Genomic DNA, 21,608 nt, shown 5'->3' on the forward strand with positions numbered 1-21,608 from the left:
TTACAGAACCGGATTGATTGATGCGCCACGACCTATGCCGTAGTAAGTAAATCCGCGTTTCTCCAAACGTTCAGGATCGAATAAATTACGACCATCAAAGATAACCGGCTCTTTTAACGCTTTTTTGATCACATCAAAATCCGGAGCACGGAAGTTCTGCCATTCCGTACAAATAATCAGCGCATCGGCATTATGCAATGCAGATTCTTTGGTTCCCATCAATTCCAGATCATCACGGTGACCGTAGATCCGCTGCGTTTCGTTCATGGCTTCCGGATCATAGGCTTTGATTTTCGCGCCCGCTGCCCAGAGTTGTTCCATTAATACGCGACTCGATGCTTCACGCATGTCATCGGTATTTGGCTTAAATGACAGCCCCCACAGCGCAAAGGTTTTCCCTTTAAGGTCGTCGCCGAAGTGGCGCTGAATGAAGGCAGGCAATTTATATTTTTGCTGGTAATTGACTTGTTCCACAGCCTGCAACAATTTCGGCTGATAGCCAATGTGTTCAGCAGTGCGGATTAACGCCTGGACGTCCTTAGGGAAACAGGAACCACCGTAGCCGCAGCCAGGATAGATAAAGTGATAACCAATGCGTGAATCAGAACCGATGCCCTGACGGACTTTCTCGATATCCGCACCCAGCATTTCTGCCAGATTAGACATTTCATTCATGAAACTGATTTTGGTTGCCAGCATACAGTTGGCAGCGTATTTAGTCAGCTCTGCACTGCGGATATCCATCAGGATCATGCGATCGTGATTACGATTAAAAGGTTCGTAAAGTTCACGGATCGGATCAATAGCGTCAGGATTATCCGTACCGATAACAATACGTTCAGGTCGCATACAGTCTGCGACTGCCGCCCCTTCTTTGAGGAATTCAGGGTTAGAGACAACATCGAAGCTGATGTCCACGCCGCGTTCTTTGAGTTTCTCTGTCATCACTGCACGGACTTTATCCGCAGTACCCACCGGAACGGTGGATTTATCGATAACCACTTTTGGTCCGGTCATATGCTCAGCAATCGTACGCGCAACGGCAGTCACATATTTCAGATCAGCGGAACCATCTTCATCAGGTGGAGTACCCACCGCGATGAATTGTACCGTTGCATGCGCTACACCTTCAGCCGCATTGGTGCTGAACAGCAAACGCCCTGCTTCATAGTTGCTCTGAACCAGCGGTGTCAGGCCCGGTTCAAAAATTGGGATCAGCCCGTTTTTCAGGTTTTCTACTTTCTTTGCATCTACATCGATACACAAAACTTCATGCCCAACTTCAGCAAGAACCGCCGCCTGAACAAGTCCGACGTAACCGATACCAAAAACTGTTACTTTCATCAGCGAATTCCTATTTGTTATTTTAAACAATGTAAAATAGACAGCCAAATTTTCCGGAACGGATTATAACAGTTTCAGGCACAAGTGCGCCTGGAAAGGCATATTTTGCATTGAGATACGTCTTAGAAGATTGAAATAATGTATGAAGGTAAAACATCGTGCGGGGAAAATGCTCAGGATTATTAATAAATTATTATCAATAGTAATAGATTTGCTCAATCAGCAGACAGCATTAATCTCAGACGCCCACCCGAACCCCAGACCTGACATTGCCAGGCATCACATTTCTGACTGATTTGATTGGAGTATGTGGCGCCGGTGGTGCCGAGCGGCACACCATTGCTAAGCTGGATCATATTGGTGCCGGTATTGACTGTGGCATGTAATCCCGCTGAAACCAGAATGAGATTCTTATACTCGGCATGATAATAGCCCAGCAATAATGGGAATTGTCCGTCGAGATTTGCCTGCTTGAATAAATGATTGACCTGTTTAAGCAGCGTCGACATTTGCGGTAACCGCTGATGCTGATCACTTAAGTGCTCACGTAATAAGCTGTTAAAAATAGCCCGCAGCAAGAGTGCAGCCAGTACCCCATTCTCGTTGGCCCGGGTCACATCCAGACAATAGAAACCGAGATCTTTGGAAGAAAGCGCGGCGATATCCAGCACCAGCCCCGGACTTTCTGCTGACGTCAGTTGCCGGTAATTGATGCGGCAATGCGCCAGCTTCTGCTGAACGGGTGGCTGTAATTCCTGCAACAAGCGCTGTGCTTCGTTGGGATTCCGGCACAGCGCTTCCCAGTCCTGAACCAGTGAGCTTTCCTCCATCGCCTGTGATGAAAAAAGCTTCGGGTATAAAGAAGAAAGTAACGCCTCGCGTAACCGGTTAAGATCGTTTATGGGTTTGAGGAGGACATCTTCCACACCGAGTCGCAGCATTGATGCAACATCTGTCATTTTATCAGTGGCGGAAATCACCAGAACAGGGATTTTACTCCCCTGTAATCGCAGGTTTTCGACGAACTCCATCCCTCCCATCTCAGGCATCGCTAAATCGCAGAGGATCAGGTCAGGCGGGTAATCTTCGACCAGAGACAAAGCCTCAAGGCCATTTTCGGCTTCCGTGAATGTCGCACCCAGGGAACTTACATAGCCGGCAAGTATAGATCGGAAAACGGCTTCGTCTTCAACGATGAGAATATGCTTGCTTGTAAGTGGCTTGTCCATCAGGGTCCCCCAGTATTTCTTATTCTAATAGTGGCTCATAAAGCCTGTTTTTGCTTGGCAGAATTGTCAGATTAGGCCAAACACATTTTAAGCCATTCAGAACTGTCTATTTTTAATCAGGGGCAGCAACTGATCTCTCTGTTTTTCAACGGCAAGACGCCCGGCCTCGATCGCTTCTTCCGCCCGATGAAAATCCAGCGTTGAGATTTGCGGACAATAAGGCTGGATCAGCACATCCGGCGGGTCGCCTGCCATGCGGTTACGCTTGAGCCGGTTTTCCAGCACCTGAATGGACGTCGACATTATTTCCATAGCCGAGGGGCTGACGTTAGGTTTTCGGGCATTTGGCCGGGTTAAACGCTGGCGTATTCTGTCACGCCAACTTACTTCTGTCTCAGTATCCAGTGCTTCGCCTGTCGGTTGTACCGTCAGCAAATCTTGCTGCATCAGATGCGCGTCGTGCTGAAGATCGACGGCGATAACGATATCCGCGCCAAGCGCGCGGGTCAGCGAAACCGGCACAGGATTCACTACCGCCCCGTCAACCAGCCAGTAACCGTTATGCCAGACCGGTGCCAGCAGCCCGGGCATACTGCATGAGGCGCGGATAGCCTCATGCAAATCCCCTTTTGTCAGCCACAGTTCGCGGCCGGTGCTCAGATTGGTGGCCACTGCGCCAAACTTCTTCGAGCACTTTTCAAACTCATCAATGCGGATTAACTGCCCCACGGCATTGAATACACGCTCTCCGCGCAATAATCCTCCGCGCTTCCAGGAAAAATCCATCAGCCGCAGCACATCCCAGTAACTGAACGAACGAACCCAGTTTTCTATTGCCGGCAATCTGTCACTGACATAGGCTGCGCCGACCAGTGCACCGACCGAACAACCCGCCACGACATCGACGTCGATATCCATTTCTTTCAGGGCATTAATCACACCGATGTGCGCCCACCCTTTCGCGGCTCCTGAGCCGAGGGCAAGACCAATGGTGACTTTTCTGCTCATCTGATGACCTTATATTGCACATCGCGTTAGAATCAGCGGGCAAGCGCATTGTCACCCGGCGAGTTTGTTAGGTAACATATCAGTTTGGTGCATTCAATAGCGCAACCTGCGTTGTTAAATGTATTAGCCCTGAGATGCAGGAGTTTCCGTGTCAGAACTTTGCCCATGTTGCAGCAGCCTTTCCTTCGAAGAGTGCTGCCAGCCATACATCGCTGAGCGTAAAGTGGCGCCGACACCGTCTGCGCTGATGCGCTCGCGTTACACCGCCTATGTCCTGAAAAATGCGAGTTATCTGATCGCCACCTGGCACCCGGATTGTCAAGCAGAGCAATGGCGCAACAGTTTACAGGAAGGCTTCACCACTACCCACTGGCGCGGTTTGCAGGTCATCGGCCAGTCAGACGGGCGTCATGCAGATGAAGGTTTTGTTGAGTTTGCCGCGCGGTTTACCGAAACCGGCGATGAACATATTCATCTGATCCACGAGCGTTCGCGATTTCTTCGTTTGAACGAACGCTGGTACTATATCGACGGAATTAAACCGCAGACAGGCCGCAATGACGCCTGCCCGTGCGGATCGGGTAAAAAATATAAGAAGTGCTGCGGTAAATAATTCAACCGTATTATTTTAAGTCTTGGACAGGATCCACACCCTCATGCCGCAACAGAACGTACAAACCAAGGTATTACGCACCATTTGCCCTGACGCAAAAGGTCTGATCGCCAAAATCACCAACATTTGCTACAAGCACGAACTTAATATCGTGCAGAACAATGAATTCGTCGATCACCGCACCGGGCGCTTCTTTATGCGTACCGAGCTGGAAGGGATTTTCAATGACACCACATTGCTGGCTGATCTCGACAGTGCGCTGCCAGCGGGCTCCGTGCGTGAACTGAACAGCACCGGCCGCCGCCGTATCGTGATCCTGGTGACCAAAGAAGCCCATTGTCTGGGCGATCTGCTGATGAAAGCCGCTTACGGTGGTCTGGATGTCGAAATCGCCGCTGTGATCGGTAACCACGATACCCTGCAAACGCTGGTTGAGCGCTTCGATATTCCGTTCCATCTGGTCAGCCATGACGGCCTGACCCGCGAACAGCATGACAGCGCGATGATTGCGCAAATTGATCAGTATCAGCCGGATTATGTGGTGCTGGCTAAATACATGCGTGTGCTGACGCCGGGCTTTGTGCAACATTATCCGCATCAGGTGATCAACATACACCACTCATTCCTGCCGGCATTTATTGGTGCCCGCCCGTATCATCAGGCGTACGAGCGCGGCGTGAAACTGATTGGTGCCACCGCGCATTACGTGAATGATAACCTGGATGAGGGTCCGATCATCATGCAGGACGTGATTAACGTCGATCATACTTATACCGCAGAAGATATGATGCGTGCCGGGCGCGATGTGGAGAAAAATGTGCTTAGCCGCGCGTTATACCGCGTACTGGCGCAACGTGTCTTCGTTTACGGCAACCGCACTGTCATTTTGTAATTCGCCTTGTGACGGTGTTTTTCGTTCAGAGAAGCACCGTTAAGAACAAAAAACCCGCAAACAAACTTTATTATCGCTTTCAGCGCTTTACAGCCCCGAACCATTTGGTATTATGCGCCCCGTTCGCAGCTAACCGCTGCAGCGACAAAAATCATCCATGTAGCACATGATGGTTTTGGCCAAAAAGTATGTAGTAAATGCCACAAAAATTGTGGTGGGGTTCCCGAGCGGCCAAAGGGAGCAGACTGTAAATCTGCCGTCATCGACTTCGAAGGTTCGAATCCTTCCCCCACCACCATCTTCAAGATATTCCCGCTTCTTCCGAAAATTCCAAACTAAAATAAAAATACAAATCGGGAAGGATAGAGAACCTTCGACCCGAAGGTTTGAGCCGAGCGAAGCGAGACAGCGTTGCACAGCAACGACCCGCAGGCCGAGTCATCCTTCCCCCACCACCATCTTCAAGACTCAACCACTGAATCCCTGCTGCACAAAATCCCTTTCCAGTTAAACATCAAACCTGAACAAAATGTCCTGCTGACACTTCCTGATATTGCCGTTGCGGCGGAATGTAGCCGTTATCACGCACCGGGCTTTTCAGCTCATCGACCTGCATTTGACGTTTCAGCATTCTGCGCGACGGATCAGGTACCGGCACTGACGCCATTAATTTTCGTGTATATGCATGCTGCGGATTATCAAATATCGCTGCGCGCGGGCCGATCTCTACAATCTCACCCAGATACATCACCGCCACGCGATGGCTCACCCGCTCGACCACTGCCATATCGTGCGAAATAAACAGGTAGGAAAGATGCATGCTTTCCTGCAAATCGAGCAACAAATTCACCACCTGCGCTTTCACCGACACATCCAGCGCGGATACCGATTCATCGGCGACAATCACTTTCGGATCGAGCGTCAGTGCGCGCGCAATACAAATTCGCTGGCGCTGACCACCGGAAAACTCATGTGGAAAACGACGCAACATATCCGGCGACAATCCGACTTTTTGCAGCAACGACGCGGCTTTCTCTTTTGCATCGCTGCGGTTATGCAGTTTATGTTGCAGCATAGGTTCGATCAGCGCGTCACCAATGCGCATACGCGGATTCAGGCTGGCAAACGGATCCTGAAATATCATCTGAATGCGCTGCCGCATCTGTAAAATATCGCGCCGGCCCAGATTCATTACATCAAAACCGTCGAAATCAATTGCACCGCTGTGTGGTTTCAGCAGCCGTGTTACCGCACGTCCGGTCGTCGATTTTCCGCAACCGGATTCCCCGACCAGCGACAGCGTTTCACCCGGATATAAATCAAAGCTGATATTTTCTACCGCGTGAACCGCCCCAACCTGACGGCTAAATATGCCGCCATACACCGGAAAACGTGCACTGAGATTTTTCACCGAGAGCAATGGCGTCAGCCCCGAACCGACCGTTTCTGCCACTTCCTTTGGCTCGCGTGTCTCACCGGTTTGCAAATTAATTTGCGGGAAACGCAACGGCCAGGCACGCCCCTGCATCGACCCGAGTTTCGGTACGGCGGCCAGCAAAGCGCGGGTATAAGGATGCTGCGGGCGATGAAAAATATCCTCCGTGACCCCGCTTTCCACCGCCTCACCGCGATACATCACCAGCGTGCGGTCTGCGATTTCAGCCACCACGCCCATATCATGCGTGATAAACAACACCGCCATCCCTTCTTCTTCCTGCAACGTTTTAATCAGATCCAGAATTTGCCCCTGAATCGTCACATCCAGCGCCGTCGTGGGTTCATCAGCGATCAGTAGCTTAGGTTTCAGCGCCAGTGCCATCGCAATCATCACGCGCTGACGCATACCGCCGGAAAACTGATGCGGATACTCGTCGAAACGCGCGTTGGCATTCGGGATCCTGACTTTCTCCAGCAAACGCAGGGTTTCCGCCCGCGCCTGAGCGGATGACATGCCCCGGTGCCGTTTGAGGCTTTCCGCGATTTGTCTGCCGATACTGAATGTCGGATTCAGCGACGTCATCGGCTCCTGAAAAATCATCGCCATGTCGTTGCCCCGGATATCGCGCATCTGCTTATCAGAAAGCGCCAGCAAACTGCGCTGATTCAGCCAGACTTCACCTTCAATTTTACTGCCCTGCGCTTTAAGCAAACGCATCACCGACAGCGATGTCACGCTTTTCCCCGAGCCGGATTCGCCGACGATCGCCAGCGTCTCGCCGGGATAGACATCAAACGACAAATCACGTACCACCGGCAACCAGTCGTCTTCGCCGCGAAATGAGGTAGTGAGATGTTTCACGCTCAGCACGGGCTGACGGTTTTCCGGTTGTCCGCGGGTCAGGTTCATTTCATTTGCTCCTGGAAGAAAGCTGCACCTGCGGCGCGTAGCTGAAGTTACGGTCAAACGGGAAGGTTTTACGCGGTTTGCGCAGGCGCGGCAGGCGTTCGACAAACTGATCAACCACGCCGTTAGACAGCGCCATCAGATTCGGGCTGGCAAGCGGGGCCAGTTCCGGCGACAGATAGCCGGATTTAACAACAACAATATCTGCGGTATACGGATCCAGTCCCAGCACGGTGAAATCGCTGATGTTGTGATAGGGGCGACGACGCGCCGAAACGACCACGTCAATCCCGCCGATACGAAGTACCGCCTGACGGTCAGCCGGAGTCAGTGCATCGAGCAGGAAGATAACGTCGAATTCGCCTTTCACCTGCGGGCTGGAATGATCGAGTGACGCGCCGAGTGTCAGCATCAGTGTTGATCCGACACCGGCATTGAATGCCGCGTCGGTGGCCGGGGCATCGGCAATACTGGCCACAATCGTATTCTGCGCATACTGTTTGATCAGCTCCTGCAACACATCGGCGCGATCGCCAACGCCACCGCCGGTCGGATTATCGCCGGAATCCGCCAGCACCACCGGCCGAGTTTCACTGGCAATGGCCTTTTTCACACAGGCTTCCACGGTGTCGGTTTCACAGCCAAACACAAAATCTTCACGGGCGTCCCAGTAAGCCTGTGCCAGTTGCGTGGCCTGCTGTTCCAGCACGGTGCGGTCGGTCCCGGTCATGATTACGGCGGCGGTCGCTCGCGGCTCATCCGCCCACACGTAACCGACCATCAGCGAACTGTCCCAGACGCCTTCCACTTCATCCATTTCCGGCAGGCGGGCGTATAAACTTTTCGCCGGTTCATCTTCCGTGCTGGTCCGCTCACCTGGCAACACTACCGGTACCGGCACCCACAGCAATGTTGGTTTCACGCCACTTTGCAGATGCTTCACCAGCATGGCGACAGAACGGCGCATGGTTTCTTCCACATCAATATGCGGCGCGGTGCGGTAGGTCGAAAACATATCAATGCCGTCAATAATGCGCTGTGAAACATTCCCGTGCAGATCGTAACTGACACTGATCGGGCAATCAGGCCCGACGGCTTTGCGCGCCGCAGCAATCCAGTCACCTTCAGCATCTTCTAATCCTTCAACATACATCGCGCCATGCATCGCCAGATACAAACCGTCAAACGGTTGTTGCGCTTCCAGCCCTGCCAGCATTTCCGCTTTGAATTTATCGTAAGTGGCACGGGCTACCGGTCCGCCGGCGATAGCACGGGCGTGAATGGTCGGTAAAAAGGTGGCCGGATAGTCCTGTAAAAAACGAAAGCGCGGTGACGCCAGCAACTGCGCATCCCGCACGACAGTGAAATCCCTTTCCTCGTTAAGCACCGGATTGTAAGTACTGCATTCAATGTGGATACCGCTGACAGCTATACGCATATTGCTCATTCCTCAGACAGGCTTCAGACCGACCAGAAAGCGGTGGGCGGCAATGCTTGCTGCCGCGCGCGCCCAGGTGTCGTCGTTTAGGGTAAAAGTGCGGACGGGCGTTTTACCGGCATTGCCCGGCAAGACGTTGGCTTCAACGGACTGATGCATAACCGTGCCAAACAGCCCGGAAAAATCGGCGTCCTGATGTGCAATCAGGATCAAATCCGGATCATTGATTTGAATCAGGTGCGATATCGCTAAGCCGAGCGCAGAACCCGCACGGTGCAAAATGCGGATCGCCGCACTCTGGCCCTGCATCGCCAGTTGTTCAAGCCCGCCGATGGTGGTGACCTCCAGCCCTTCGGCTTTAGCCATGTCGGCAATGGCATTGAGTGAGGCTAACGTATCAAGGCAACCCCGCTTGCCACAGCGACACGGCGAACCGTTCAGCTCCAGCGTGCAGTGCGCGATTTCCCCTGCTCCGCCGTGTAACCCCCGATGTAACTGCCCGGCGATGAAATGTGCGCTGCCAATCCCCGCGCCGTGACTGACCAGCGTAAAGCTGCTCAGATCCCGCGCCTGACCGAAGCTTTTTTCGCTCACCGCCAGCGCTTTGGCATCATTTTCAATCGCCACATCCATGCCGGTCGCCTGTGAAATCAGCTTCGCCAGCGGCACATCCCGCCAGCCCAGCAATGCCGACTGCACGCAGGTTGACTGATGTTCATCAATCAGTCCGGATAGTGTCACACCAAGCCCGACCAGCTTTTTCGCCGCTTCGGGATGTGGCCCGAGCAATACCGGTAATGCGCTGGCGATATTCGCCGCCAGTTGTTGAGGATCCGTACCGGCCGGGAACGACACACGTGACAGTATTTCGCCATGCAGATTAATCAGCGCCATCTGCGCCGGATTTTGCAGCAAAGATACCCCGGCAAACCACGCGCCGTCAGGATGGACGACCAGACGCACGGAAGGTCTCCCCTGCCCGCTGCCCGGCACCGTTTCCGCCTCATGCAGGAAACCGGCCTCAATCATCTCGCGTACCACGCCACCGATGGCCGCTTTACTCATCCCTGAGAACTGCGCCAGTTCGGTACGGCTTAAACCGCCTGCGGCATTCACTGCACCCAAAATCTGACGTTGCAAAGTTGTTAGCATATTCGTTTTGGCGCTCTCAGTTTTCGCTCATCTGCATTGACATTAAACGGTAGAAATGGATATATCAATGCTAATTAGTTCACAAATTAAACTAAATGTTTGGATATAAGTATTTCATATGAACTATTTGTTAAATCTGTTTGTTAAAACAAACTGTCATTAAAACCGGCGTTTTACCGAACCGGCAGAATAAATCAGAGCCATTTAATCCGCTTTTTCACGCAGAGGGCAGAACATGAAGATTACCCGTTACATCCGGCGTCCCGTGCAGTTATCGCTGCTGAGCAGCGCACTTCTCGCCGCGCTTTCGCTGCCGGTTTTTGCCGCCACGCTGAACGTGATGCAGAACGAAGCACCGCGTAGCATGGATCCGGGCAACCAGACCGCGACGTTTACCGGCACGGTACTCGACCCGATGTACGAAGGTCTGTTGCGCATGTCGCCACAACTCAAACCGGAAGCGGCTCTGGCAACGTCATGGAGCAGCGATGAAAGCGGTCTGGTGTGGACATTCAAACTGCGCAGCGGTGTCACATTCCACGACGGCACACCGTTTAACGCCGACGCCGTCGTCGCCAACTTTGCCCGTCATCTCGATACCAAACGCGGGCTGGCCGCCAGCGGACGTCTGCGTACCTTCCTTGACAGCGTGACCAAAACCGATGACTCCACGGTGGTGTTCAGACTTAAAAAACCCTATCCGGCTTTCCTCAATTTACTGACCACCGGCGCCTGTCTGATGGTCAGTCCGGCGGCAGATAAAACCGGCACGCTGGACAGCAAAGCAGTCGGCACCGGTCCGTACAAAATGGTGCAATACAAAACCGGCGAATTCGTGCTGGAAGAAAAATATCCGGGCTACTGGGGCGATAAAGCCGCCGGGCCGGACGACATCAAATGGACCTGGAGCGCAGAGCCTTCGGTGATGAACATGGCGTTGCAGGCCGGTGAAGCCGACGTCATCAACCCGGTGCCTCCGCAATTTGCCCGTGTACTGAAAAACAATCCGAAATTCAGTCTGCATGAAAGCCCGGGAGCGGCCGTGTTCTGGGTCGCGCTGAATACCGACCTCAAACCGCTGAGCGATGTCCGCGTGCGTCAGGCACTGAACTACGCCACGGACCGCGACGGACTGGTGCGCGCCATTATGTCGGGCTTCGCCCAACCGGCGAATTCCCCGCTGGCACCGGTGACCGCCGGTTATGACAAAACGCTGGATCCGTATCCGTTGGATCTGGCAAAAGCCAAAGCATTACTCAAAGAAGCCGGTGTACCCGACGGTTTCACGATGTCGATTGCCGTACAAGGGCAGGACGCGCGTATCGGTCAGGTGCTGCAAAGCATGTGGGCAAAAATCGGCGTGAAACTTGATGTGCGGATTATGGAAAGCGGCGTGTGGACCAAAGCCGCGTTTGCCGATCAGGCGGGTAAAAAGGCCGATAACACCGGCGCGGTGCTGGCGTCATGGTCTTCCGGCGCGAACGGCGCAGATCTGCAACTTCGTCCGCTTTACTACAGCAAAAGCTTCGCACCGGGCGGCGCGAATCTGGGCTTCTTCAGTGATGCAAAACTGGACGACATGTTAGACAAAGCGGCTTCTACGCTGGATGAAAATACCCGTAACGCGATTTACGTTGACGCTCAGAAAGAAATTAATCAGCAGGCACCGCAGGTTCTGTTGTATTACCAGAATGATTTGTACGCTACCGGTACGCATATTTCAGGCGTCACAATGATACCCGGTGGTCAAATTGTGGTGAAAGATGCACAGAAAAAATAACCGCGGCATTTACAGTGGAAAAGCGCCATGAAAGCCTATCTTGCCAAAAAACTCATCGCTTTCCCGATCATTCTGATCGGGGTATCGATGCTGATTTTTGTGTCTATCCGCGCGCTGCCGGGCGATCCGGCGCGTCTGATGGCCGGGCCTGAAGCGACGCAGGAAGCGGTGGATGCCATGCGTGTGCGCCTCGGGCTGGATCAGCCGCTGGTGACGCAATATGTGCATTTTGCCGGGGAAGTGTTGCAAGGCAATCTCGGCGTCTCGTTGCAGTCGCAACAGCCGGTCACACAGGAAATCGCTGAGCGGATGCCGTATACGCTGATGCTGGCCGTGCTGGCGTATTTTCTGGCAGTGGCGGTGGGCGTTCCTGCGGGCATGATAGGTGCAGTTTACCGCAACCGCTGGCCTGATTTTGGCGTAATGTTACTGGCCATTGCCGGTGCCTCTGTCGCCAACTTCTGGCTGGGGCTGATGGCGATGAACACTTTCTCGGTCACGCTTGGCTGGCTGCCGTTGCTCGGTGCCACTTCATGGAAAAGCTATATTCTTCCCTCAGTCACGCTGGCCGTTTTACCGATGGCGGTCATGGCGCGTATGACGCGTTCGAGCATGCTGGATGTCTTGTCGGAGGATTATATCCGTACCGCGCGCGCCAAAGGGTTGTCCGCCACCACTGTGTATTGCAGCCATGCATTCCGCAATGCATTGATCCCGATTGTCACTATCGTGGCGCTCAATTTCGGCAGCCTGATTGGCGGGGCAGTTGTCACCGAATCCGTCTTTAACTGGCCGGGTATCGGCCGCCTGCTGGTGGATTCCGTACGCTACCGTGATTACCCGGTTATTCAGGGCGTGGCACTGGTCGCCGTCTGCGGCGTGGTGGTCATGAACCTGCTCGGTGAATTGCTGATCGCTTTCCTGAATCCAAAAATAAGGTTTGATTGATGTCTGCCGTTATCACGCAATTACCCCGTCGCAAACCGCGCACGCTGCGGTTTTTCCGCTGGTTATGGCGACATCCTGCCGTGGCCCTCGGCGGATTTATTGTCAGCCTGATCGTGCTGATGGGACTGTTCGCCCCCTTGATTGTCCGTCATGACCCGTACGCACAAGACCTGATTGATACCCTGCTTTCACCCAGTGCCGATCACTGGTTCGGTACCGATGATTACGGCCGCGATATCTTCGCGCGGGTGATTTATGGTGCGAGGATTTCAATTATCGAAGTGGTGCTGAGCGTCGGGCTGGCGATGATCATCGGCATTCCGCTGGGGATTATTGCCGGTATGGCGGGGCGATATACTGACATGATTATTATGTGGTTTATGGACATGCTGTTTGCCTTCCCCGGCATCGTGCTGGCCATTCTGGTGGTCAGTATTCTCGGCGGCGGGCTGGTAAACTTGCTGATCGCGATTTCACTGTTTGCCATCCCGGTATACGCACGTCTCAGCCGTAACCTGACGCTCGGTTTAAAGCAGATGGAATACGTTGAAGCCGCGCAGGCGCTGGGTTTATCAAATTACCGCATCATCGTGCATTATATTTTGCGCAATGCCATCGGGCCGATTATCGTGCAATCGACGCTGACCGCAGGTACGGTTATTCTCGCTGCCGCCAGCCTGTCATTTCTGGGGCTTGGTGTGCAACCGCCGATGCCGGAATGGGGTACCATGATGAGCGATGGCCGGAACTTCCTCGGCATAAATATTTACCTTTCGCTGTTCCCGGGTCTGGCCATTATGCTGACCGTGCTTGGTTTTAACGTACTTGGCGACGGGCTGCGAGATTTACTGGACACACGCTCATGAGTTCTGCCGTTTTTTGCGCCGATATCGGCGGTTCGTTTATTAAATTTGGTGTTTCACGTTATTCAGGCAAAGTAGAAGAATGCGGCAAAGTGCCCACACCCGTCGCCTCATGGCAGGATTTCGCCGACGCGATACAACAACTGATCGACAGATATGGCGCTGATTTGCCGGCATGCACGCCGCTGGCTATTTCCACTGCAGGATTAGTTTCGCCACAAACCGGCGAAATGCTCGCAACCAATATTCCGGCCTTTACCGGTCATTCACTGGCGAAAGATCTGAGCGCGGCGCTTGACCGTCCGGTCACTGCCGCCAACGATGCCGACTGTTTTGCCCTTGCCGAAGCCCATGCAGGAAACGCACAAAATCAACCCGTCGTGGCGGCGATTATTTTAGGTACCGGCGTCGGCGGGGGTCTGGTCATCAACGGCCAGCTGGTACGCGGTCACGGTGGCGTTACCGGCGAATGGGGCCACGGTGCGATTACCCGCACGGAGTTGACGATTGACGGCAAAAATTACCCCATTCCGCGCCTGAAATGTGGCTGCGGCCAGACCGGCTGCCTCGATATGCTCGGCGGTGCGCGCGGTATGGAACGTTTGCATCAGCATTTCCACCGTCAGGAAAATACCAGTCTGGACATTGTAACCGGCTGGCTGAAGGGGCATCCCGACTGTTCTCTGACCGTGAACGCCTGGCTGGAACTGGTTGCCGAACCGCTGGCCTTGCTGGTCAATATCCTCGGCCCTTCGCGGATCATCGCGGGTGGCGGGCTGGCGTCTGCCACTGAACTTATCGCCGCGCTGGATGTAAAAGTACGCGGCGGTGTACTGCACAACTACGCCGAACCGCTGCTGATACCGGGTAAATTCCTGACCGACGGCGGCCTGGTGGGGGCATCGGTGATGGGGAGGATGGAATGATGAGTCCTTCCGGCCTCTTTTAAATTCAAAATCAAAATCAAGGTCGTGGGTTGCCACCCACACCGGCCTCAAGGGTGGCTTATCGCCACCACCCTTGAGAATCCCGGGCTCTTTTACTGCGCGCTTCGCTGGAGGCTATGTTTCAGCGAGCGTGGTGATTGCCGCAAAATCCCGCCGCTGCGCGGTGCCCTCCCGTCGGGTTACAACCCGCGCAAAAAGACGCGCGGCTTTACACCTCTCCCTCCGGCGTTATTTTGGAACCGGCCTCAACCTTATAGGACGTAACCTCACTGCTTGTGATTTTGTCTTTTAAAAAAGCCAAAGGCGATTCAGAAATCTTGCTGAACGGAGCGGCCTGAAGACCTATGGCTTCAGGACCGAGTGAAGGCATCGCGCAGCGACAAGATTTCCAGCCTGTCACAGTGATACCTGAAACATAGCCAACCCGTGGATCACGTGTTTGAAAAAGCGAGGGGAGTTCAGAGGGGAAAAGCCTTTCCCCTCTGGTCGGTTTCGGCGCGAAAGGCCGTGTGATAACCGTTATTGAGAAACCGAAACTTACATCGGACTCACCTTACACGCTATATTTGGTAATGTTTCCTATTAAAGCTGTTCACATCAATTTTAAATATGCAGGGAATATCATTATGATTTTTCACCGTTATCACGGACTGGGTAATGATTATCTGGTCTGCCATCACAGCGTCGCCGCCCTGCTCAGCCATCAGCAAATCCGGCGCATCTGCGACCGCCATTACGGGATAGGTTCTGACGGTTTGCTGATCGACAACGACGGTGCTGACATTCCCTTCCTGCGCATTATTAATCCCGACGGTTCTGAAGCCGAAAAAAGCGGTAACGGCCTGCGTATTTACGCCCGCTATCTGTTTGATATTGGTCGCACGGGGCATGAACCGTTTCTGGTGAATACCTCAGGCGGACAGGTGCGCTGCGAAGTCACCGAAGATGCGCATCAGGTGATTGTGGATATGGGGCAGGCAAAATTCTCGCCAGCCGCGTTACCCGCAACGGTTGAAGGCGATGAAGCTCTCGCGTTACCGCTGGTGGCTGGCGGGCACAATCTCAGCGCAACGCTGGTGTCGATGGGCAATCCGCACTGTGTGATCCGGGTGGAAAAGCTGGATCTGGATTTGGTCAGGCAGCTCGGTGCTGAAATTGAAACGCTGGCGATTTTTCCGAAACGTACCAACGTGCAGTTCGTGCAAGTCATTGATCGCAATACTATCCGCATCGGCATCTGGGAACGGGGCGCGGGGTATACGCTGGCTTCCGGCAGCAGCAGTTGTGCGGCGGCCAGCGCAATGCGCAAGCTCGGGCTGGTGGACGACACGGTTACCGTGCAGATGCCCGGCGGTGAACTCGCCATCCGTTTCAGCGGCGATTTTCAGGTCAACATGCGCGGGCCGGTGCAGAAAATCGCCACTGTGACTCTTGATAGTGACTGTTTCCGGGATATGCCGGGGTAGCGTTTTGACCAGCTGAACTTCCCGGTCTTACTGCCCGGGCATCACCCGGTGACACCTCGCCACCACGCCGTTTGGACCGCACACCAAATCCTGCGGCATCTGACAACCGTCTCCGGCCAGCGGGCAACGTTCGCGGAAATAACATCCCATTGGCAGGTTGCGGTTGCCCGGTAATTCCCCTTTTCTATCGACTATCCCTTCATCAAGCTGACGTCCGGCACGGGGAACCGAATCGAGCAACAAACGGGTGTAGGGATGTTGTGGCTCTGACAGGACGTTTTCCGCCGCCCCCAGTTCAACGATTTGCCCGAGATACATCACGGCGACACGGTCACTCATATGGCGGATAACGGAAACGTTATGAGAAATCAGTACATAGGTGAGATTACGCTGGCGTTGCAGTTCCACCAGCAAATTGAGGATTTGCGCCTGCACCGAAATATCCAGCGCCGAGGTCGGTTCATCCAGCACGATGATGTCCGGCTCTGAGGACAGCGCACGGGCAATGGAGATACGCTGACGCTGGCCGCCGGAAAACTCATGCGGCAGACGGTCGAGGTATTCCCTGCGGATACCCACCTGCTCCGCCAGCGTAGCGGCCAGTTCACGGCGTTCCCGGCTGCTGTTGTGTTTTTGCACAAACACCGGTTCGGTAATGATCCGCCAGACCGGCAGGCGCGGGTCCAGCGACGATTGCGGATCCTGAAACACCATTTGCATACCGGAGCCGAACCAGGAATTGTCATGGCGTGCGCGATGCACTTCACCGCTGCTGGGCTTTTGCAGCCCCATCAGCAACTGCGCCAGCGTGCTTTTCCCGCAACCGGATTCCCCGACAATACCTAAGGTTTCGCCGCGGATAATATTGAGATCCAGCCCGTTCAGCGCGTGCACATAACCGGTCGGTTTACCGCGCCAGTTATAGCTTGCGGGAAACCGTACACGCACGTCCTGCAGTTCAACCAGTGCCTCAGCAATCATCAGGAATGCTCCTCAATACGTTGGATGTAGATGTCACCGGCACGGCGTTGCGGATGCCAGCAGGCCACGGATTGCTGCGGGAAGTGCGGCAGTGAAGCCAGCGCCGGTGTCTCGATGCAATGCTCATCGGCATGATCGCAGCGCCCGCGAAACGCGCAGCCCTGCGGCAGTTTTGCCAGATTCGGCACGGTGCCGGGAATGGCTTTAAGCAGACTGCGTGGCTCACCGTTTTCAGGTGCGGCCTGCAATAAACCGATGGAATACGGGTGCGACGGCGTGTCGATCACATCCGCTGTCGTGCCGCTTTCGATCACATGCCCGGCGTACATCACATAAACCCGGTCACAAAGCTGTGACACGACGGCCATATCGTGCGTGATAAATAAGACCGCCGTGCCGCTGGCGCGGGCTTTGCGCTGGAGTAAACGCAATACCTGCCGCTGCACGGTGACATCCAGCGCCGTAGTCGGTTCGTCGGCGATAATCAGCTCCGGTTCGCAGGAAAAGGCCATGGCGATCAACACACGCTGGCGCATCCCTCCTGAAAGCTCAAACGGGTAGCGTGACATTATCTGCTCCGCATCGGCAATCTGCATATCCTGTAACAGGCCGACGGCTTTTTGCCATGCCTGTGTCTTGCTGATTTTCTGATGCAGACAGATGACTTCACACATCTGACGGCCGATTTTACGCGTCGGATTTAGCGCATTCATCGGCTCCTGAAAGATCATCGCCACCCGCGCGCCGCGTAAGGTACGCATCTGTTCTTCCGTGGCCTGAACCACATCAGTGCCGAGCATGCGTAACGTACCGCCGGTGACAGTAAAGCCGTCGGGCGGCAGCAAACGCATCGCCATCATTGCCGTGACGGATTTACCTGAGCCGGATTCACCCACCACGCCGACGATTTCTCCGGCACTGACCGACAGTGATACCTGATTCAGCGCTTTCACTTCACCGCCGTACACCGGAAAGACCAGTTGCAGATTGTCGATTTCCAGTACCGGCGTCCGGGATTGTTCAGTCATCTCAGCGCCCTCTGCTTTTCGGATCCAGCAGGTCGCGCAGACCGTCGCCGAACAGATTAAAACCGGTGGCCGTGATCAGAATAGCCACGCCGGGAAAAGCTGAATACCACCATTGATCGAGAATATAATTGCGGCCATTTGAAACCATCGCACCCCATTCTGCGGTCGGTTGCTGTGCGCCAAGGCCGATAAAACCTAATGTCGCTGCCATCAGAATTGAGGTGCCGATATCCAGCGACGCCTGCACTATCAGCGGCGGCATCACATTGCGCAGCACGTGCCAGGTAATGAGATGCCAGCGCGACGCGCCGAACGTCCGCGTAGCTTGCATATAAGCCTGATGGCGCAGCATCAGCGTTTGCCCGCGTGCAAGCCGCACGTAAAACGGAATGCGCACGACGGCAATCGCCAGCATAGCGTTAAACAAACTCGGTCCGAGCGCGGCCGCCAGCGCCATGGTTAATACCAGCGACGGCACCGACAGCATAATATCCATGCAGCGCATGATCAGCGCATCCACCACGCCACCGACCACGCCGGAAAAGCAGCCAAGCAGCGAGCCGGTCATACCGGCAATGATGACCACCGCCAGCCCGGCGGCGACGGATTGCTGGCTGCCAGTCAGCACCCGACTGAACAGATCCCGCCCGACTTCATCGGTACCAAACCAGTGCAACGCGGAAGGTGCCTGCAATCTGTCGGTCAGGCTGATGGCATTCGGGTCGTACGGTACCAGCCACGGCGAAAAAATCATGATGAAAAGCACGACCAGCATGATCGCCAGCCCTAACATCGTCAGCGGGCTGCGGCTCAGTAAATGGAATGTGCGCCGCCAGTTGGCGAAACGCGGTTTGACATCCGGTGCCACAATATCGGCCCGACGATTATTGACGCCCGGTTCAATCACTGACATTGGCTCACCCCTCACGTCCGATGCGCGGATCGATCCACACATACAGCAAATCCACACACAAATTGACGATCACGTATGCGAACGACACCACTACCGCAAAGCCCATCACTGCCGGGAAGTCCAGCGCCTGAATCGAATTCACGACATACGCCCCCATGCCCGGCCAGGCAAAAACGGTTTCCGTCAGCACCGCACCGTAGAGTAAATCCCCCATCGCCAGCCCGAGCACGGTCACGGACGGGATCAGTGCATTCGGCAAGGCGTGGCTGAGGATCACCCGCCAGCGGGAAAGCCCGTTGGCACGCGCCGTACGGATGTAGTCTTCATTCAGTTGCTCAAGCATCGCCGAGCGGATCTGACGCGCCACAATCCCCATATGCACAAACGCCAGCGTCAGCGCAGGCATCGCCAGATGTTGCAGACTGTTCCACAAAGCCTCCCGGTTGCCGGTCAGCAAAGAATCGAGCACATAGAAACCGGTGATATTGGCTGGCGGATCCATCCAGTCATCTAACCTTCCGCCGCCCGGCAGCAGGTTAAGATGGCCGTAGAACAGGATGATGACACCCAGCCCCAGCCAGAAGGCAGGCGTGGAGATACCCAGCACCGAAAGCAAACGCACCAGATGATCGGGGAATTTATTACGGTAAACTGCCGACAGCACACCCAGCGGAATACCGAGCACAATCGCCAGAAACAGCGCACTGACCGCCAGTTCTAACGTCGCCGGGAAGAAGGCTTTCAGGTCTTCCAGCACCGGACGACCGGTGCGGATTGAAGTGCCCAAATCGCCGTGCAGCAGGTCGCTGACGTAACGGAAAAACTGCACATACAGCGGCTGATTCAGCCCCAGTTGCTCACGGATATGTTCAACCATTTCATTGCTTGCGCGATCGCCCGCCAGCAACCGAGCCGGATCACCAGGGATCATATGCGAGATGATAAAAGTAATGACGCAAACCCCCGCCATCACCAGTATCAGCCCCCAGCAGCGCTGGCGGATCAGAGTCCAAAAAGTCATAGTTTTTCCCCGTAAAACCCTTTCAGGTCGTGAGAGGGTTTTCGTGAATGATATTGCGGTTACTGTTTATGCATTTGACCAACGTTGAACACTTGTTCGAGCATCGGGTTGAAAACAAAGCCCTTCACGTCTTTGTTCATCGCCACCTGGTAGTTTTTCTGGAACAAATACACATACGCCGCTTCGTCGATAACAATTTTCTGCGCCTGCTGGTAGTACTCGGTGCGCTGTTTCTGGTCGGTCACCGACACGGCTTTTTTCAGCAACGCATCAACCTGCGGATTGGAATAGAAGGAACGGTTACCCGGCAGGCCTTTCTTGTCGGACTCAAACCAGTAGTTCATAAACATGTACGGGTCGGCAAAATCCGGGCTCCAGTTACCGATTGAGATGTCGTAATCGCCCTGCCCGATACGGTCGCGCATGGTAGCGTTAGCCAGCTTTTCCAGTTTCACGTTAATCCCGGCCTGACCCAGGCTGGCCTGCACGGAAAGTGCGATAGCTTCCCAGTTCGGATCGTTATCGGAATACAGGAAGTCCAGCGTCTGCGACTTGTCTTTGACTTTCCCGAGGTCGGCTTTGGCCTGCGTCAGATCCAGACTGTATTGTTTTGCCGTCGGGTCGAAGCCCCACATACCGTCAGGGATGGGCCCGCGCATCTGTTTAGCGTTACCGCCAAGAATACCTTTCACCATGCCCTGATAATCCACGGCAGAGGAAATCGCGCGGCGTAAATCCACCTGACTGAGCGGTGCTTTGCCGTTGTTGAGATACAGATACGTCACGCGCAACGACGGAAATTCCTCAACGGCGACTTTGTCTTCTTTCTTCAGCGCAGCCAACTGGTCCACCGGCAGGGAATCAGCGATATCCAGATCCCCACGTGAAAGTTGCAGACGGCGGGTAGCGCTTTCACCGATAATTTTCACGGTCACGCGTTTGAAGGCTGGCTTTGCGCCGCTGTAATACGGGTTCGGCACCAGCACCAGTTGCTGACCTTTCTGCCAGCGATCGAGCTTATAAGGGCCGGAACCGGCGGTATGACCGGCCAGCCATGCCTTGCCTTCATCGGCTGGATTGGCTTTAGCAATCGCCGGATTGACGATCCCCGCACCGTCATTCGCCAGCGTGTAGAGGAATGGCGCGAACGGCGTTTTGAGCGTGAACGTGACCGTCAGCGGATCCACCACCGAGACCGTCATGTCTTTCGGGAAGGCTTCCGACGGGCCCTGGCCGATTTTCATCAGACGATCGAATGACCATTTCACGGCATCGGCATTAACTTCAGTGCCGTCATCAAATTTGGCACCCGGCTTGAGTTTGAAGGTCCAGACGAGTTGATCCGGTGAAGCCGTCCAGCTTGCCGCCAGATCGCCTTCGACCTGCGTCGAGCCTTTACCGCCTTCGGTTTTATACTGCACCAGACGCTGATACGCCGGATACGTGACCGTCCAGTCGTTGTTGTCGATAGTCACCGCCGGATCCAGCGTTTGCGGATCGGCTGCTTTACCGATCACCAGCATGTCTTTCGGCACGGCGGCCTGCGTGGCAAAACTTAAGCCTGACAAGGCGAGAAAAATGGCACCGGCGACCTGTGTTTTCGTATTTTTGCGGAACGTTTTGATTGCTGTGTTGCTCATC

At 54.4% G+C, this 21,608-nt stretch carries 18 protein-coding genes, 1 tRNA gene and 1 other RNA gene; 9 read left to right on the plus strand and 11 right to left on the minus strand.

The features are described from left to right. From ACOZIO_RS03415 to rssA, 3 genes are all read right to left on the minus strand, one after another. Positions 1 to 1,344: a UDP-glucose dehydrogenase family protein gene (locus tag ACOZIO_RS03415; RefSeq protein WP_129951616.1), complete on the minus strand. Its 1,344-nt coding sequence runs from the start codon at positions 1,342 to 1,344 to the stop codon at positions 1 to 3. A gap of 215 nt (positions 1,345 to 1,559) precedes the next feature. Then, on the minus strand, positions 1,560 to 2,573 hold the full coding sequence (rssB, locus tag ACOZIO_RS03420; protein WP_129951617.1) for a two-component system response regulator RssB: 1,014 nt from the start codon (positions 2,571 to 2,573) through the stop codon (positions 1,560 to 1,562). Between the two features lie 96 nt (positions 2,574 to 2,669). Beyond that, positions 2,670 to 3,581, minus strand: coding sequence for a patatin-like phospholipase RssA (gene rssA / locus ACOZIO_RS03425; RefSeq protein WP_129951618.1), 912 nt, complete (start codon positions 3,579 to 3,581; stop codon positions 2,670 to 2,672). A gap of 148 nt (positions 3,582 to 3,729) precedes the next feature. Here rssA and ACOZIO_RS03430 point away from each other — a divergent pair, with 148 nt between their 5' ends. The 4 genes from ACOZIO_RS03430 to ACOZIO_RS03445 all read left to right on the plus strand — a co-directional run bounded on the left by ACOZIO_RS03430 (position 3,730) and on the right by ACOZIO_RS03445 (position 5,544). Further along, on the plus strand, positions 3,730 to 4,194 hold the full coding sequence (locus tag ACOZIO_RS03430; protein WP_129990399.1) for a YchJ family protein: 465 nt from the start codon (positions 3,730 to 3,732) through the stop codon (positions 4,192 to 4,194). A 43-nt stretch (positions 4,195 to 4,237) separates the two neighbouring features. Beyond that, positions 4,238 to 5,086 carry a formyltetrahydrofolate deformylase gene (gene purU, locus ACOZIO_RS03435; protein ID WP_013575956.1) on the plus strand — a complete coding sequence of 283 codons (849 nt, stop codon included), beginning with the start codon at positions 4,238 to 4,240 and terminating at the stop codon, positions 5,084 to 5,086. 213 nt (positions 5,087 to 5,299) lie between these two features. Further along, positions 5,300 to 5,384 (plus strand) — tRNA-Tyr (locus tag ACOZIO_RS03440). 43 nt (positions 5,385 to 5,427) lie between these two features. Further along, positions 5,428 to 5,544, plus strand: a non-coding RNA gene (locus tag ACOZIO_RS03445) — RtT sRNA. 56 nt (positions 5,545 to 5,600) lie between these two features. Here the strand turns inward: ACOZIO_RS03445 and ACOZIO_RS03450 are convergent. Genes ACOZIO_RS03450 through ACOZIO_RS03460 form a run of 3 tightly spaced genes read right to left on the minus strand, consistent with a single transcriptional unit; the run spans position 5,601 to position 10,020 of the window. Continuing rightward, positions 5,601 to 7,433 carry an ABC transporter ATP-binding protein gene (locus ACOZIO_RS03450; protein ID WP_421594929.1) on the minus strand — a complete coding sequence of 611 codons (1,833 nt, stop codon included), beginning with the start codon at positions 7,431 to 7,433 and terminating at the stop codon, positions 5,601 to 5,603. A gap of 1 nt (position 7,434) precedes the next feature. After that, entirely contained in the window at positions 7,435 to 8,868 is a 1,434-nt protein-coding gene (locus ACOZIO_RS03455; protein WP_421594930.1) for a M81 family metallopeptidase, read from the minus strand. Positions 8,869 to 8,880: 12 nt separating this feature from the next. Further along, positions 8,881 to 10,020 carry an ROK family protein gene (locus tag ACOZIO_RS03460; RefSeq protein WP_421594931.1) on the minus strand — a complete coding sequence of 380 codons (1,140 nt, stop codon included), beginning with the start codon at positions 10,018 to 10,020 and terminating at the stop codon, positions 8,881 to 8,883. Between the two features lie 235 nt (positions 10,021 to 10,255). Between ACOZIO_RS03460 and ACOZIO_RS03465 the strand changes: the two genes are divergently transcribed. The 5 genes from ACOZIO_RS03465 (at position 10,256) to dapF (ending at position 16,024) form a co-directional block, all read left to right on the plus strand. Continuing rightward, positions 10,256 to 11,800, plus strand: a complete 1,545-nt coding sequence (locus ACOZIO_RS03465) for an ABC transporter substrate-binding protein (protein WP_129951623.1) — start codon at positions 10,256 to 10,258, stop codon at positions 11,798 to 11,800. A 27-nt stretch (positions 11,801 to 11,827) separates the two neighbouring features. Next, a complete protein-coding gene (locus tag ACOZIO_RS03470) occupies positions 11,828 to 12,748 on the plus strand; it encodes an ABC transporter permease (RefSeq protein ID WP_129951624.1) in 921 nt (306 codons plus the stop codon). Continuing rightward, a complete protein-coding gene (locus tag ACOZIO_RS03475; RefSeq protein ID WP_129951625.1) occupies positions 12,748 to 13,614 on the plus strand; it encodes an ABC transporter permease in 867 nt (288 codons plus the stop codon). The genes ACOZIO_RS03470 and ACOZIO_RS03475 overlap by 1 nt, the downstream gene beginning before the upstream one ends. Then, a complete protein-coding gene (locus ACOZIO_RS03480) occupies positions 13,611 to 14,537 on the plus strand; it encodes an ROK family protein (RefSeq protein ID WP_421594932.1) in 927 nt (308 codons plus the stop codon). Before ACOZIO_RS03475 ends, ACOZIO_RS03480 begins: the two co-directional genes overlap by 4 nt. Positions 14,538 to 15,184: 647 nt before the next feature. Beyond that, positions 15,185 to 16,024, plus strand: coding sequence for a diaminopimelate epimerase (gene dapF / locus ACOZIO_RS03485; protein ID WP_129951627.1), 840 nt, complete (start codon positions 15,185 to 15,187; stop codon positions 16,022 to 16,024). A gap of 27 nt (positions 16,025 to 16,051) precedes the next feature. Here the strand turns inward: dapF and ACOZIO_RS03490 are convergent, their stop codons facing one another. Genes ACOZIO_RS03490 through ACOZIO_RS03510 form a run of 5 tightly spaced genes read right to left on the minus strand, consistent with a single transcriptional unit; the run spans position 16,052 to position 21,607 of the window. Then, positions 16,052 to 17,005 carry an oligopeptide/dipeptide ABC transporter ATP-binding protein gene (locus ACOZIO_RS03490; protein ID WP_129951628.1) on the minus strand — a complete coding sequence of 318 codons (954 nt, stop codon included), beginning with the start codon at positions 17,003 to 17,005 and terminating at the stop codon, positions 16,052 to 16,054. After that, entirely contained in the window at positions 17,005 to 18,033 is a 1,029-nt protein-coding gene (locus ACOZIO_RS03495; RefSeq protein WP_129951629.1) for an ABC transporter ATP-binding protein, read from the minus strand. The genes ACOZIO_RS03490 and ACOZIO_RS03495 overlap by 1 nt, the downstream gene beginning before the upstream one ends. Position 18,034: 1 nt before the next feature. After that, the gene (gene ddpC, locus ACOZIO_RS03500) at positions 18,035 to 18,946 is read right to left on the minus strand and encodes a D,D-dipeptide ABC transporter permease (protein WP_421594933.1); all 912 of its coding nucleotides are present in this window, start codon (positions 18,944 to 18,946) and stop codon (positions 18,035 to 18,037) included. Between the two features lie 4 nt (positions 18,947 to 18,950). Then, on the minus strand, positions 18,951 to 19,967 hold the full coding sequence (locus ACOZIO_RS03505; protein ID WP_421594934.1) for an ABC transporter permease: 1,017 nt from the start codon (positions 19,965 to 19,967) through the stop codon (positions 18,951 to 18,953). A gap of 59 nt (positions 19,968 to 20,026) precedes the next feature. Then, positions 20,027 to 21,607 (minus strand): ABC transporter substrate-binding protein, encoded by a 1,581-nt coding sequence (locus tag ACOZIO_RS03510; RefSeq protein ID WP_217138358.1) that lies wholly within the window; start codon positions 21,605 to 21,607, stop codon positions 20,027 to 20,029. Position 21,608: the final 1 nt, after the last annotated feature.

Source organism: Rahnella sp. PD4, assembly GCF_049199325.1.
GTDB classification, from domain to species: domain Bacteria; phylum Pseudomonadota; class Gammaproteobacteria; order Enterobacterales; family Enterobacteriaceae; genus Rahnella; species Rahnella perminowiae.